The 15,295-nt window shown below is 44.3% G+C and carries 12 protein-coding genes; 10 read left to right on the top strand and 2 right to left on the bottom strand.

Annotation, left to right across the window (positions count from 1 at the left end):
- Positions 1 to 3 precede the first annotated feature (3 nt).
- The 8 genes from FFM77_RS04210 to FFM77_RS04175 all read left to right on the top strand — a co-directional run bounded on the left by FFM77_RS04210 (position 4) and on the right by FFM77_RS04175 (position 11,689).
- Positions 4 to 1,623, top strand: coding sequence for an ABC transporter permease (locus FFM77_RS04210; RefSeq protein ID WP_223876778.1), 1,620 nt, complete (start codon positions 4 to 6; stop codon positions 1,621 to 1,623).
- 445 nt (positions 1,624 to 2,068) lie between these two features.
- Positions 2,069 to 2,710 carry a TetR/AcrR family transcriptional regulator gene (locus FFM77_RS04205; RefSeq protein WP_137634501.1) on the top strand — a complete coding sequence of 214 codons (642 nt, stop codon included), beginning with the start codon at positions 2,069 to 2,071 and terminating at the stop codon, positions 2,708 to 2,710.
- 328 nt (positions 2,711 to 3,038) lie between these two features.
- Positions 3,039 to 4,208 carry an MFS transporter gene (locus FFM77_RS04200; protein ID WP_137634500.1) on the top strand — a complete coding sequence of 390 codons (1,170 nt, stop codon included), beginning with the start codon at positions 3,039 to 3,041 and terminating at the stop codon, positions 4,206 to 4,208.
- 34 nt (positions 4,209 to 4,242) lie between these two features.
- On the top strand, positions 4,243 to 5,412 hold the full coding sequence (locus tag FFM77_RS04195; RefSeq protein WP_137634499.1) for an MFS transporter: 1,170 nt from the start codon (positions 4,243 to 4,245) through the stop codon (positions 5,410 to 5,412).
- Positions 5,413 to 5,433: 21 nt separating this feature from the next.
- Complete coding sequence (locus FFM77_RS04190) at positions 5,434 to 6,315, top strand: alpha/beta hydrolase (protein ID WP_137634498.1); 882 nt, start codon at positions 5,434 to 5,436, stop codon at positions 6,313 to 6,315.
- Positions 6,316 to 6,661: 346 nt separating this feature from the next.
- Entirely contained in the window at positions 6,662 to 7,852 is a 1,191-nt protein-coding gene (locus FFM77_RS04185; protein WP_137634497.1) for an MFS transporter, read from the top strand.
- A gap of 117 nt (positions 7,853 to 7,969) precedes the next feature.
- Positions 7,970 to 9,571, top strand: coding sequence for an acyl-CoA dehydrogenase family protein (locus FFM77_RS04180; RefSeq protein WP_137634496.1), 1,602 nt, complete (start codon positions 7,970 to 7,972; stop codon positions 9,569 to 9,571).
- Between the two features lie 420 nt (positions 9,572 to 9,991).
- Positions 9,992 to 11,689 (top strand): aryl-sulfate sulfotransferase, encoded by a 1,698-nt coding sequence (locus FFM77_RS04175; RefSeq protein WP_137634495.1) that lies wholly within the window; start codon positions 9,992 to 9,994, stop codon positions 11,687 to 11,689.
- A gap of 31 nt (positions 11,690 to 11,720) precedes the next feature.
- On the opposite strand, the gene FFM77_RS04170 is transcribed toward FFM77_RS04175, so the two are convergent.
- Positions 11,721 to 12,410 carry a hypothetical protein gene (locus FFM77_RS04170; RefSeq protein WP_137634494.1) on the bottom strand — a complete coding sequence of 230 codons (690 nt, stop codon included), beginning with the start codon at positions 12,408 to 12,410 and terminating at the stop codon, positions 11,721 to 11,723.
- Positions 12,411 to 12,430: 20 nt separating this feature from the next.
- Positions 12,431 to 12,949: a folate family ECF transporter S component gene (locus FFM77_RS04165; protein ID WP_137634493.1), complete on the bottom strand. Its 519-nt coding sequence runs from the start codon at positions 12,947 to 12,949 to the stop codon at positions 12,431 to 12,433.
- 215 nt (positions 12,950 to 13,164) lie between these two features.
- Here FFM77_RS04165 and FFM77_RS14230 point away from each other — a divergent pair, with 215 nt between their 5' ends.
- Together FFM77_RS14230 and FFM77_RS04160 are read left to right on the top strand one after the other, a co-directional pair.
- Positions 13,165 to 13,290: a hypothetical protein gene (locus tag FFM77_RS14230; RefSeq protein ID WP_263390722.1), complete on the top strand. Its 126-nt coding sequence runs from the start codon at positions 13,165 to 13,167 to the stop codon at positions 13,288 to 13,290.
- A gap of 272 nt (positions 13,291 to 13,562) precedes the next feature.
- Positions 13,563 to 15,179 carry a DUF262 domain-containing protein gene (locus tag FFM77_RS04160; protein WP_137634492.1) on the top strand — a complete coding sequence of 539 codons (1,617 nt, stop codon included), beginning with the start codon at positions 13,563 to 13,565 and terminating at the stop codon, positions 15,177 to 15,179.
- Positions 15,180 to 15,295: the final 116 nt, after the last annotated feature.

The raw sequence follows: 15,295 nt of genomic DNA, 5'->3' as shown, positions 1-15,295 counted from the left end.
ACGATGATGCCAGAACAACTATTAAAGCGGACGGGGTTGTTGATCCGAGTTAATTTAAAACGTGATTGGGCGAAGTTAGTCATTTGGATCGTCGCGTTGGCGGGATTATTCACGGCGATTGCGGCGAAATTCGATGGCATCTATGGGACTCAAAGTGCAATTGAGACGATTGTTAAAACGTTGAAGTCCCCCGCGATGGTCTCTTTATTTGGGGCCTTTACGGCAAAAGCGCCCTATACGACGGCGAAAATCTTTGCCACTGAGATGATGGTCTTCATGGCGATCGTCATGGTGATTATGAATATTATGATTGCGGTCGCCGCCACGCGAGCGGAAGAAGATGAAGGGTTACTTGAACTGGTCCGGTCGCATGCGGTCGGTCGTTTAGCGCCTTTGATGGCGGCGTTTATTGAACTAACCGGCTTGAACGCGATTGTTGGGCTTTTATTTGGCGCCGGATTACAATTAGCGAACATGCCAGGAGCGGATTCAGCTGGTAACTGGCTGATTGGCGCTGGCTTAGCGGCCATTGGCTGGATGTTTGGGATGTTGACGCTCTTGTTGGCACAGTTAGCTGATAGCGCTAGTGGGACAACCATGCTGGCCTATGCCGTGTTTGGTGTGATGTACGTTGCGCGGATGAGTACTGATGTCAGTGACCCTAAGACAACGTGGTGGGTGCCATTTGGTTGGATCGAAAAGTTAGGTATTTATCAGACTAATCAGTGGCAGCCGCTACTAATGATGGGGTTGTTTGGACTGATTTGTCTAGTGGCAGCCCAGCGTTTGAATTTACGGCGTGATTTAGGTGCCGGCTTGTTGCCAACCCGGCAAGGTCGGACAACCGCTTCGCCAATCTTACGTGGACCGGCGACATTATTATGGCGTCGGACGCGCATCAGCTTACTAGTTTGGGTGTTGGGGAACTTAATGTTAGGGGCCTCATATGCCTCGGTTTTTAATACGATTGGCGACTTAGCAAAGAGTAATCCGATGATCAAGCAACTACTCGGGGCCTCGGCGTTAGCCGCCGCTAATCGGGTCATCGTGAAGAACTTTATTGCCATTTTAGCGATTGTGATGGTGATTGTGGCATTGATTCCAGCGGTGCAGACGATGTTAAAATTGGTCAGTGATGAGAATAAAGGCTATTTGCATCAGCTTTACGCGACCGCGACATCACGTTGGCAAGTCTGGGCCAGTTATACTGGGTTGGCGATGATTGAAGCTGCGGCGGTGTTCTTTGCAGGTGCTTTTGGGATGTACGCGACGGGCGCTACGATGATGACTGATCCGATTAAATGGCTCACCTATTGGCACGTGCTTTTGGCTTACTTCCCGGCTATGTTAGTGATGATTGCTTTTGCTAGCTTATTGGTGGGTTGGGCACCAAGGCTACGGCATTTGAGCTGGCTTTGGGTCTTTTATGGATTCTTCTCGCTCTATCTCGGCAGTTTAATTGATTTGCCAAAATGGGCGAAGCAATTAACCCCACTCGGCTTTGTCAATAAGGTCCCGATGAAAGCCATTGACTGGACAACTAACTGGTGGCTGTTAGCCATAACTGTGCTACTATTATTAGTGGCTGGCATCGGCTACCGGCGTCGCGACCTGGCGCAATAGGTTGGTTGAATTAGTCTTCGTTGGCCAGCATGTTCGCGATGGGGCAGATCTGTAGTCAAAAAACGGTCTGAAACTTCGACTGGGTCTGTTGCCAAATTCGCAAATGACCAGGATTGTCTGTGATGTAAGATCGGATAAAATCATTGGCCTAATACCACTTCCATAGCTGGTTCCAGTGTTAATAATCTTCAACTAAAAAGAATTTTTTTGAACTTGAGTTTTAATATGGCTAACTAGTAATCAAACAAACACAGTTATTTAACGTCGGGCGGGCCAGAATTGGCTCAGTGGTGTCGTTTGACTTAGGTTGGGTGGTTTTCCCAGCCTTAGTCAAAGCCCGGCTTGTGAGACCGTTCTTTGGCTCACAAACGCGGCCACCACGTTCCAGCCGATTCTGGACCAACCAGAGTGGCAGTTTAACCGATTTAAGAAAGGAAGTCTCAGGATGACAGCAGTGCCAAAAGATCCCGCAAAGGTGGCCCGAATTATGCAAACGGCCACTCATGAATTTGCCAGTCACGGTTATACTGGGGCTAAAACCGAACAGATTGCCGCGAAGGCACAGGTTTCAAAAGGGTTGATCTTCCACTATTATGGGAGTAAACAAGCGTTATACTTTGAGACCGTTCAAGCAGCGACACAGACTATTCTGGACACGATTAATCCTAAAGCGTATGAAGTGACGACAGATTTGGTGACTTTAGTCGTTCGAGGGGCGCGTTACAAAGCTGAGTTCGGCCAGACACATCCCGATGAAATGCGGATTATGATTGATGCTTATGGGATGGTTGATAAGTTACCCGCTAAGGTACGGGCCCAACTAAACCAGTTGTATCAACAAAATATGCACACGATGCAAGGGTTGATTGGTGACGTACTGGATCAGATGGCGGTGCGCCCGGAGATTAACCGGGAGACGTTAATCAGTCTCATTATGGGCCTTTATAATCAAATTTTTACAGAGTTTCAGCAGCATATGCAACAGTCACCAGATATTAAAACGATGACCGATGCGCAATGGATTGTGGATCGGGCGAAGGATTATATGCAGATCTTACAATTTGGTTTTGTGACACCATTGACATAATTAAAAAGCAAAGGCCTGGGCGGGTATTGCCTGGGCCTTTTGCTATGGATTCATAGCCCTAGACTATGGATGCTATGCTTAGGGGTGATTAGACAGGCCAAGCGGAGATGTTAGACTAAAGGTGTGAATGATTTGTGAGTTTTTTCTCGAAAACCTGTTGTTGCTTTTAACTAAATTGAAAGCGCTTCATATGGGTGGAACTAGTATTTTAGAAATTATCGAACTTAAAATTGAATCGCGTTACAGCTAAAAGCTAGTTTCGTTTGTGTATGAAGTCACTTTCTCAATGAAAGGATTGTCGTTTCACGGCAATCGGAAGGTGAATACCATGAAAAATCAACATAGCTGGGCGTTTAAGCTGTCCTTGTTGTCAGTCTCAATCTTGGCGATGACGACCTCTTCAATTTCAGCGGCGGTCCCTTTGATGCAACATTCAATGCGAGGACAATCGCTGTCGCAGATTGAAAGTATCATCACCATGCCCAATTTTGGATCCTTGTTGTTGATCATGTTTTCGGGAATTATCGGTAAAAAATTAGGAATCAAACGAACGATTATGTTGGGGTTAGGCCTGTTTTTAATCGGCGGAATTACCCCAGCTTTAACCAGTAATTATGCTATTATCATGATTACCCGCTTCTTAATGGGCTGTGGGGTCGGGTTATTTAACCCATTCTCAGTTAGTTTAATGTACAGTTTTTATCAAGATGATGAATTATCAGCGATGCTGGGTTATCAGAATTCAGCGAAGAATTTAGGTGCCGCGGGGATTGGCCTATTGATTGCTGCCCTGTTAGCCTTTAGTTGGAAGTTAGCCTTTCTCTCATATCTGATTGTGCTGATTCCATTGGTTCTATTCGGTCTATTTATCAAAGTCCCAGATCAGCATACGGAAATGCATGCGAAAGAAAATGGGCATATTAATCATAAAATTTGGATTTTAACTGGTTTAATGTTTATCACGTTCTGTGGTTTTATGTCAGTTGTGGTTAAGTTAGGTAGCCTGGTTACCACTGAAAAGTTAGCCAGTCCTTCTGTCGCCGCGATTGCGTTGTCCTTGATGGGCGTTGTTTCAATGGTTTCAAGTGGTTTCTTCAGTCAAATTAGTAAACGCTTAGGTGATTTTGTGATGCCAGTTTCCCTGTTAGGCATGGCACTAGGTATGTTCTTGATTGCTAGTGCGACTAATATCGTGTTGGTCTTTGCTGGGGTCTTCTTAGTCGGGGTCTTCTTTGGCTGGGTACTACCACAGAGTTTCTTACGCGTTGGCAAAGTTGCTTCTCCAAATGCCAAGCATATCTCAACGTCGATGGTCTTAGTGGGCGAAAGTCTCGGGTCATTTTTATCACCAGCCATTATGAATGGAATGGCTAACCTAGTAGGTAATGGGTTGCCAGCCACTGTTTTAATGTTAGCTGGGTCGGGATTAGTCTTCATGACGTTAATTGATTTCTATTGTTCGTTTACTGGCTACTATCAACCAGCTGCGGCCAAATAGATAGTTATGAGACAGGCATTCGGAAGGTGATATCATGAAAAATGAACATAGCTGGGCTTTTAAATTGGCTTTATTGTCAATTTCGATTTTAGCAATGACGACGTCGTCAATTTCAGCCGCCGTTCCATTGATGCAACGGTCGTTACACGGCCAATCATTATCTCAGATTGAAAGTATTATTACGATGCCCAATTTTGGGTCATTGTTATTGATTATGTTTTCAGGAATTATCGGTAAAAAGTTAGGTATCAAACGCACGATTATGTTAGGGTTAGTGCTCTTCTTGATTGGTGGCATTACGCCGGCTTTAACGAACAACTATACGGTTATTATGGTGACACGGTTCTTAATGGGCTGTGGGGTCGGCCTCTTTAACCCATTCTCGGTTAGTCTGATGTACAGCTTCTATCAAGATGATGAGCTATCCGCGATGCTAGGTTATCAAAGTTCTGCACAAAATCTCGGCGCTGCTGGGATTGGCTTATTGATTGCCGCATTATTAGCGTTTAGTTGGAAATTAGCCTTCTTATCTTATCTAATAGTACTCATTCCATTGGTTTTATTTGGGCTATTCATAAAAGTACCTGAACAGCCAGCTAAAGTTGATGTGAAGGAAAGTGGCAAGGCCAATCATAAAATCTGGTTATTAACCTTGCTAGTCTTTTTAACTTTCTGTGCCTTTATGGCAGTGATTATCAAATTAGCTAGTTTAGTCACGACTGAAAAGATTGGGACGCCATCCGCTGCGGCAGTGGCACTATCCTTAATGGGCGTCTTCTCAATGGTTGCAAGTGGCTTCTTTAGCCAAGTTAACAAGCGTTTAGGTGACTACATTATGCCAACGTCACTATTAGGCATGGCCTTAGGAATGTTTCTAATTGCGACAGCTAAAAATATGGTGTTAGTCTTTGTAGGTGTCTTCTTAGTCGGACTCTTCTTCGGTTGGGTCTTGCCACGGTGCTTCATGCGGATCGATAAAGTGGCCTCAAAAGATGCCAAACATTTATCAACATCAATGATTTTAGTCAGTGGGAGTCTCGGCTCATTCTTATCGCCGATTCTGATGAATCCACTAGCGCAATTATTCGGCAATGGGTCACCGAGTACCGTGTTAATGTTAGGCGGTGCTGGAATGGTTTTGATGACATTAGTTGATTTTTACTTTACGTTTACTGGCTACTATCAACCAGCAGCGGCGAAATAGAATATTGGGGTGTAAAAAATAATGAGTGAATTAATTCAAGTTAAACAAACGGTACCAACAGTCGATGAAATGCCTAATCTGGTTTATTACCAAACGATTGAAGGCGATCATGCGGTCGAATTGAAATTATCAATGTTAGTGCCACGGACTGTTGATCTAAAGCCAGCGGTGTTGTACTTACCAGGTGGCGGGTTTACGGCAGCTAATCATAACAAGTATATTCAGATGCGGGCTGCGTTAGCACAAGCGGGTTATGTGGTTGCGGCGGCTGAATATCGCGTTGTGCCAGACAAGTTCCCAAAGATTGTGACTGATGGCAAGCATGCCTTAAGCTATTTGTACCAACACGCTGATGCTTATCATATTGATACGAATCGCATCGCGGTAATCGGGGATTCGGCGGGCGGTTACTTGGCTCAGTTCCTCGGCACAACGAGTCAGACGGCTCATTTCTTACCAGCTGATGTGACTAAAGTCCAGACACAAGTCAAAGCGGTCGTCTCAATGTATGGGTTCTGTGACCTATTAACCATTGGCTCTGGCTTGAATGAGCCGTTCCATGAATCGACGACGTCAACGGAAGCCTTGCTAGTCAATGGACCATCGTTCATGAGTGATACGGCGCAATCAATTACGGCGGATAAAACCAAGGCCCAAGCAGCCAGCCCAGTCAGCTATGTGACAGCCCAAGTGCCACCATTCTTGATCATGCATGGCAATGCTGATCGAATCGTCTCGCCAGCCCAAGCTAGCGAAATGGTGACCGCACTCAAGGCCCATCAGGCTGATGTACAACAAATTACGATTGATCAAGCTGGCCATGGGACTTGGGAATGGTATCAACCTGAGATTATTAATCGGGTCGTCGCTTGGTTAAACCAAAAGTTAGGCCGGGCCTTGTAATCTAATTGAAATTAAGCAAATTAAAGGACTTGGGAGTTGATTCCCAAGCCTTTTTGCTATCTATCAATAGCCACAAGCTATCAGTCTGATTACTAGTCGCCATTAGACAGCCGCCATACCAGTGCTAAAATCAAAGTTGTAAAGATGATTGTGAAAAAACTATCAAGTTAACTTGATTAACGTCCCATATCACGTGATAGCCGAATTTTAACTAATAGCCACGCGATATGGATTACTTCAAAATGAAATTGTAAGCGGTTAAACAAATAGTTCTGTGACGTTAATCACTTAAAAATAGTATTGGCTGGTGACAGAGATGGAAATTAAAGAAAAGCAGGTCGTAACGATGAAACGCAAACAATATTTACCATTGGCTTTAGGAATCTATATTAATTATGCCATTTTGGGAATGGCGACGATTATTGTGTCGCAGTACGGCACTCAATTTCAAGCGTTGTGGCACACGGATCTAAAAGGCATTTCCACGGTCATTGCGATGATTGGGGTTGGGCGGTTATTGACGATCTTAGTGGCCGGGTATTTGTCCGATCGCCTCGGTCGAAAGCGGACGATGCTGATTGGGATGGTCGCTCAAATCGTCTTCTTGGTTGGCCTACTACTCAGTACGAACTTAATCAGTGCTTGTGTGGCCGCGTTATTCATGGGGGTCACGAACTCCTTTGGTGATACGGCCAGCTATCCAGCCTTGACCGATGCGTTTCAAGATCAAGCTGCCAGCATGAATTCACTCGTTAAAGCAGCGATGTCGTTAGCACAGTTTGTCCTGCCCTTTATTGTCGCCGCAGAACCGAGTTCAAAGACGACGTTGATTGCGATGGTCGTTATCATGGTATTAGATATTGGCTTGATTGCAATGGCCGCCTTTGCACCGCAACCAGTAATTTCAAAAACCACGATTAAACAACCGGCTGCGGACGTTGAGCAGACAACTGGTCCGAAGCCATCGATGTTGATTGATGGGAGTCTTTTAATCATTATTGGCTTTACCTTGTCGTTTACGTTCTATATCTTCTCGCAATATGCCCCTAACTTTGGCAGTTCCGTCTTGAAGCTGGGTGCGAATACGGCGAAGTCCTTAATCTCATGGTACGCCAGTGCGTCATTAATTTCGGTCTTCATTACGTCTTCATTAGTCACAAAAGTAAAACCAATTAAATTAATTTTTATTTACACCTTAGTCTCATTTTTAGCGTTGTTACAAATGGTCATGATTCCGAGTGCCAATGGGGCTCGGTTGACGGCCATCGTGATCGGCTTCTTTGCGGCCGGTGGGATTTGGCAGTTAGGCTTGACGTTATTGAGTCAATATTTCCCAGCACAAAAGGGGAAAGTTACCGGCTACTATAGCTTTGCAACGGCATTGACGTTCTTTGTCGGGCCGTTAGTATCGAGCTTTATTATTAATGAAACCGCTGTTAGTGTCTTGCACGTTTTCCAAATTGACACGGCAGTTACCTTGATTAGTCTGGTGATTGTGATCGTTTTAATGGTTCGGAATCGCCGGTTCAACATTTAAAAAGTGACTGAATTTAAAGGTCGGGCGGCAGTCCGGCTTTTTTAGTCGTTTTATTCTGTGCGAACTGTGGTAAATTAGACTTAACTTAAATTTTCAGGAAATGAAGAGGGCATTGCGATGGGATTGAATTTAACGGCTGATCAAGCTGCCATGCAGCGGCAGTTAGTGACGTTTACCAAACAGCATCTGGCACCATTGGATCACCAGATTGATCAAACGGGGGAATTTCCAAAAGCCGCGTATGACTTGCTGATCCAACAAAAGGTACCACAATTAGGACTCGCTAAGCCATATGGCGCGGGACTAGGGATGCAATCGCGTGCGTTAGTATTGTCGATTATTGCCCGTGGTTCGGCTAGTCTAGCAGTCATGCTAGAAGGCTTATGGAAAGCGGCTGAACAGATCGATCATTATGGGACCACTGAACAAAAGGACAAGTATTTAACGCCAGCAGTTGATCATCTGATGGGGTTTGCGATTACTGAACCGAGTGGCGGTAGTTTGCTCGGGGTTAAAACGATGGCGACTAAAACGGCTGATGGTTGGCTGATTAATGGTGAAAAAGCCTTTGTTACTAACGGTGGCCAGGCGACGACTTATGTGATTTTAGCGCGGACTGACCAAGGTGAGTTTGCGACCTTTATTATTGATACTAGTATGCCAGGGGTTACGACTGCGGACAAGCAAACCACGATGGGCTTGCGTGGGGTCTCTGTAGCTGGCCTGCATCTCCACAACGTCAAAGTCACGGCTGAAAACATCTTAGGACGTCCTGGTCAAGGGTTAGAGATTGCTCGGCGCAATCAGGCGGTTGCTCGTATTATGATGGGGGCGATTGCGGCCGGTATTATGGAACATGCCTTGGATTGTGTTAAAGGCTATGCTGAAAAACGCGAAGTTGTGGATGGCACGTTGAATACGATTCCGGCCGTCCAAACGAAGGTTGCTAATATGACGATGCAAAAGCGTGCAGCTGAATTGTTAGCTTTAGATGCGGCCCAACAAGTCGATGCGAGTGCTGACTTTGAAGCGGCGGCAGCGATGGCTAAGCTTTATGGCGGCCATCAAGGGTTCAAGGTGACTAATGAAGCGATTCAAGTTGTCGGCGGCGTTGCGTATACCCATGAGTTCCCATTAGAACAATTATTGCGGGACGTGCGGGCTTTAGATTTAGCGGAAGGATCGTCTGAATGGATCAGTCAAGATTTAGGGGCGATTGAACTCGGTGTTATGGTGCAACAAGATACCTTGAATCAACAACCGGTTCCAACGGCCAAGCGCATTCAAGTAGCGGACTTACATCGCGTCGTCAAACAATTGCATTTAACAGAAGATGTGCCGGTCAATGTCGGTAATGTCAGCACGGCCAAGCGGATTATTGCCCTCGGTCGTGGGGCACTTGACCCAGCGGTAGTGTTAAAGGCCCAACAATTGGCGAAGTGGATTGGTGCGACGATTGCGGTTACGCGACCACTAACCACGTTGGAACAATTCAGTGTTGATCAGCAGATTGGACTTGGCGGTGCGACCGTCAATCCAGAAGTCATTATCACGTTAGGCATTTCCGGTGCTGATCAATTCGTTATTGGGATGGTTGGGGCTAAGCATATCGTGGCGGTTAACCAAGATGAAACCGCGCCAATCTTTAAAGTGGCGCAGCATGCCTTTGTTGGTAATGTCGATGACTTCTTAACGGGGATCTTAGCGGCTTTGAATTAATTGCCAGTGACCAGTCTTTTTTGATATGATTATATTTATATAGTGAAACAATTACGCTTGATGTTAGTTGGCTTAAATTGCCACTCTGGTTGGCCCAGAATCGGCTGGAACGTGGTGGCCACGTTTGGAAGCCGAAGAGCGGTCTTCCAAGCCGGGCTTTATCTAAGTCGGAAAATCACCGACTAAGATAAACGACACCACTGAGCCAATTCTGGTCCGCTCGACGTTAACTAACGGGGATTATTGACTATTTATTGTTGGCCATAAGTTTAGCCGAGCCGTTGGTTCATAAAATGCTCAGCTGTGTCGTTTCAGCGTTTTAGGAACCAACCGGCAGGCGGAAATTTCAACTAGCACTAAGCGTAGTGAAACAATTGGCTAATATAGACGTGTAATCAGAAAAGAAACTGGTGATTTAAGATGAAGTCAGCATCACGGCACCGGCCATGGCTAGTCGGTGGCTTGATAATTATTGGATTGGTTATTGTGGGCGGCGGTGTTTATTGGCAACAGTCACGCGCAGCTCCCGTTAAAGATGTCGCTCGGCATGCTAAGCAAGTTGAACGTACCGGTGGCTTGGCGACGGCCACGATTAAGCAGCGGTTACAACCCACTTTAAGCACGACGGGAGTTACGCAGACGCGGCGATTATCGGCAACTTATACGAAGCAGTTAAAATTGCTAAAGGCCGGCTCAGCTGGTAAGGTGATCACGAATCCGTACCGTACGAGTCCGCTGTCAGCCTTGATTCTAGTGAAGACGAAAGCGGCAACGCAAGTGACCACTGAAGTCGTTGGTGACAGCCCAGCGACCACGATAACGCATACGATTAAAGGGTATCGGACTGGTCATCAGATTGGCGTGCTCGGGTTATATGCGAATCGGACTAATCAGATTAAAGTTACTTATACCACTAAGGCTGGTGCTAAAACGGTCCAGACGTATGTTGTTAAGACAAGCAAGTTACCGAGTGATATCGGTACGAATACTCTTAAGACCAGTACCCCTAGCAAGATGGTGTTGGGCACTGGCAATACGAAGTTGACGTTTGCGGTCAGTAGTCAAGGCTTGACCTATGGCTTAGATGCGCAAGGCCAGGTTCGCTGGTACGCAACTAATAAGATTTCACATGTTTTTAAACCATTAAAAAACGGTCGTTTATTGGTGTTAACCAAGAAAAAGACGCGTGATTCAAAGTATAATGCGTTGCGAATTACGGATTATTATGGACGTATTTATAAGCAGTACAACTTTAGCGGAATGTTCCCGACGAAAGCCGATCCGAACAAGCAGGCTGTTAATACTGTGATTCATCACGATGCGATTGAACTGCCGAATGGCGACTTCTTGCTGACGGTCGATGATGGTAGTGCGAAATACGTGGAAGACACCATGATTCAGATTGACCGTCAAAGTGGGAAGATTAAAAAGATCATTGATTTGAAACGAGTATTATTTAAATCAGCGTATACGAAATATAAGGCCACGCATCGTTCGGATGGCAAGAAAGATTGGTTCCATCAAAATTCAATGGTCTATGATCAAAAGCATAATCTGTTGATTGTTTCAGGTCGGAATCAATCGATGATCTTAGGCTTGAATTATCGGACTGGCAAGCTGAAGTGGATTTTAGGAGCAGATCAGAAAATTCCGACTGCTTATAAAAAGTACTTAATTAAGCCGGCTAAAGGCACCAAATTCCAATATAATGGCGGTCAACATGCCATTAATATTTTAGCCGAATCAGATGGCGGGAATGTCTTACATCTGGAATATTATGATAACAACGTGGCGGTAACCCGTGGTGATTTGAAGACTTCAAAAAAATATTCATTCGGCACCGAAGTCAGTTTGAATCAGCAAGCAAAAGCGGTGAAGACGCTCTGGTCTTATGGTCAGTCGCGTGGTCAAGCGAACTTTACTAATATTGTCGGTAGTAGTTACAATGTTGGTCAAGGTAATACCTTGATTGGCTTTGGTTACGCTGATAGTGGTAAACGGAGTGAGTTCGTTGAAGTGAATCGGCAGACGAATCAAGTCGTCTTTGATGTGAACCGCACGAACTTTACGGCTGGTGATTGGTCGTATCGAGCGGAACGCTTGTCGTTATATCCTTAATAGTGAGTGTTAAAAAAGCCGTTGACGAGTGTCAGCGACTTTTTTGTTGCCAAGAATTAGTTTCAACCGCAGTTAAAGTATAGAGTGGTTGCCATTGTTGATGGGCGGCCACAATCGGGGTATCGGCTAAGTAGTTTTCCATAATAATGGTGTTCAGTAATTCAGCTGGTGACAGCAAGGTGAGTCCATGAATCAAGTCAGCAAATAACCGGGTATCCGTGCGGGTCTTAGTTGTTAATTTTGGAATGCCGGCTAGTTGCTCAGCCAAGTAGTCTAAGAGGGCAGTCCGAATCAATCGCATCGTGGCGTCATCTTGTTGCGTATCAGCTGCGACCAATGCGGTGTAATAATGCTGCAGGTAGGTCTGCAGTGGTTGTAGCGGTTCCCCAGTAGTGGCAGCGAGGGTAAAGCTGGTACCTAATTGATCATCGATGACTAGCGCAGCAATTGTCGTCGTGTCGATGTGCCATTGTTGAGCACTACTGATAATCAGTTCTTGAACTCCAGTCAGGCTCAAGTTGGTAATATGTCGATAAATCCGTGTCCGTAAGGTAAAAGCAAGGTCGTTAATTGGGTGATGACCTTGCTCGGGTGTGTACCAGCTCTTTAACCATAGACTAGCAATTTGGTCAAAGTCGTTGGCATAAAGTTTAACCAGATAGACTTTCGGTTGTCGTTCAATCACGACAGTGTAGTGGGTGTCCATTAGTTTGACTGGCATAACGTTAGACTTCCCTTGATTTATTTTAGGTTAAAACGGGTGGTTAATTGGTTAATGACGGGGACTTTGAAAAGAATCACCAAAAAGGCAGAATAACAAGTGAAAGTGACGATTTCTTGAATGAGACGGGTCGTTAAGAGAGCTGCCCAAGGCGTCATATACATAATGTGTAACCAAAGACTATTCAAGAAAAGATTCAAAATAAACGTCACAATGAAGTTAGCGATTAAGATACGGATAAATGAAGTCTGATGTTGAAATGCATAGCCGAATACGAGACCGGTTAAAAAGGCTGTCAGAATAAAGCCTGGGAAGAATGTGAATTTGGGAAATAGCAACATCCCTAAGAAGTATGCTAAAGCAGTACTGCCAGCTGTAACGAGTGGTGAAAAGAGTCGGGCGGTAATGGCGACAACGATAAATGCAAAGGCAATTTTGGTGGTTAAGAATTGAATCGATAGCAGACTACCGAGAATAATTTGCATGGCCGTTAAAACGCCAAGTGTCGTGAGTGATTTTACAGGTGTACTAGTGGTCATTAGTGTGAAGCCCCCTCAGTGATTTTGATCGTATTATAGCGGTTGTCTGTGGTGAAAGCTAGCGGTGGTAGGTGAGGGTTGATTCATGAATAATTATTTTTATACTAGCTAATTGATCAAAAATCACAAGTGAAAATGGTTTTGATCTGTAGGCACTCATGTTAGGATCGGATCGCATTAAAAATAAAATATTTTTAGATGGGGCGTTTTAGTAAATGACAGCGACACTTGTGAATTATTTAGAATTTATGGCAACTCGATTACCTAATCATCAAATAACCGTTCAAAAAGCGATTGCGTTGACAATGACCATGGCTGAAAATTTGAATACAGACTTTTGACTCGAAGTCAGGTTTAATGCCGTGACGGACTCGTATCGGTTAGAAACGCATTCTTGGTTTCAAGATTACCAGCGGTGGGACGAGGAATTGTTGGCTAGAATTGAGGCAGATTATGAAGAATTGTTAGAGGACAGTGACTTGATTTAGATAAGCTAGATGGTGGCTGTAGCGTTCTTTATTCCGGTACGAATTAAATCATAACTTTTAACGTGGAAACCAACCGACCTTGCGTAACTAACTAATAGAAAACCTAAAAAACTTGGAGGATACTCATGGCAGGCAATCTATCTTTTACGCAGTACAGTTTAGAGGCACTTTTTAAAGAAGTCACTAATATGGCGATTCCAATCTACCAACGCGGCTACGCATGGGGGGCGGATCAAGTTGATGATTTGTGGAATGACTTAATGGAAGTGATGGATGATGATCAGTCTGATCACTTCTTTGGTCAGATTGTGATGAACAATAGTGAGGGTAAGCAATACATTATCGATGGTCAACAGCGGCTAACGACGACGGTTATTTTTTTAGCCGTGATTCGTGATGCTTTGCTGGCGCTGGCAGCTGGTGATGATCAAAATGGTTCAGAAGCATTGATTCGTGCGAACGATTTGCAGGATGATATTCTTGGCAAACGTGGGAAGTTTCATTTAGAGCAAAGCGACTCGGTACGAGATTACTTTGATACGTATGTGCAAACGCCGAATGCCTTTAGTAAGGCGCCTAAAACGAATAAGCAATCATTGAAGAATATTAATCAGACATTTACGTTATTGCAGAAAAATGTGACGAATGCACTGCATAAATATACAACAAGTAATGAACGTTTGAATTACTTAAAGATGCTTTATCGACACCTAACGCAAAGTTTCTTTGTGATTACGATTGTCACTCCAGATGAAGCAGCGGCTTTTGTGATTTTTGAAACGTTAAATGCGCGTGGACGGGATCTAAATGCTAGTGATTTATTGAAAAATCATATTTTCAGAACAGCGCAACATGAACTAGAGCTGGTACAAGAAACTTGGAACCAGATGATGGATGCACTGAATAATGATTCGGGGGCAACGACCCGTTTTATTCGGGCTTATTGGAATGCAACTCGTAAATTTGCGACCGAAAAGTCACTGTACAAGGCGATTCATAATCATATTACGACTAGCAGTGAGGCCGTTCAATTTACTGAAGAATTAGCCGGATTGGCGGATGTGTTTGTGGCCATGACTAGCCCGAAAAATAATGCGTATTTTAGCGATACTAAGGTTGTTGACATGCTGATGGTTTTAAAAGATATGGGTGGTAAGACGTTCTATCCGTTAGTCTTGGCTATGGTGAAAAATAAGTATTCTGAGGCGGAACTGTTACCAGTGCTACAAAAGATTTACAGCTTTATTGTCTATAACTTTACCGTTGGTGGTCTAGTGGCCAATAAGTATGAAAAGACGTTTTCAACGATTGCTGAGCAGGTGAATGATCATCGGTTAACTTCCGTTAAAGCGATCAATGACGCGATTGCTGAAGATATGATATCCGTTGACCAGTTTAAGGAAAGCTGGGTACATTTCCAAGTGAAGACAGAGAAGGTAGCGAAGCATTTGCTCTTCGAAACGTACTATCAAGATGAACAGGCTAAGATTGATATTAATGCGGTTAAGGTGCTGATATTGAATGGCAACATTGAAAATGCTAATCAAATTGGTAATAAGGTTTTAATTACAAAGGAAGAAAATGTCCGTATTAGAAAACAGAATCAGCCGATTGAAACGGTTCTGGCTGAGTCCAAGTTTGCGGGTACCCGTAAGTTAGCTGAGGTGAAGATTATCGATGATGATTTTGTGACTGAACGGCAATTAGCAGCTTTAAGTCCGGCAGCTAGTTTTTGGCGATAAATTCAAAAGTAGCTACTTTCAATTCAAATTGAGGGTAGCTTTTTTCTAACCTGTGAAAAGCGGAATCGATACCTGTGATATTAGTCTTATCAAGGGTTACCCCAGTTTGGTAACGT

The sequence above is a fragment of the Lactiplantibacillus songbeiensis genome (assembly GCF_005405125.1).
Lineage (GTDB): Bacteria > Bacillota > Bacilli > Lactobacillales > Lactobacillaceae > Lactiplantibacillus > Lactiplantibacillus songbeiensis.
Note: the sequence above shows the minus strand (reverse complement) of the source record. Positions and strands in the feature narration are given on the sequence as shown.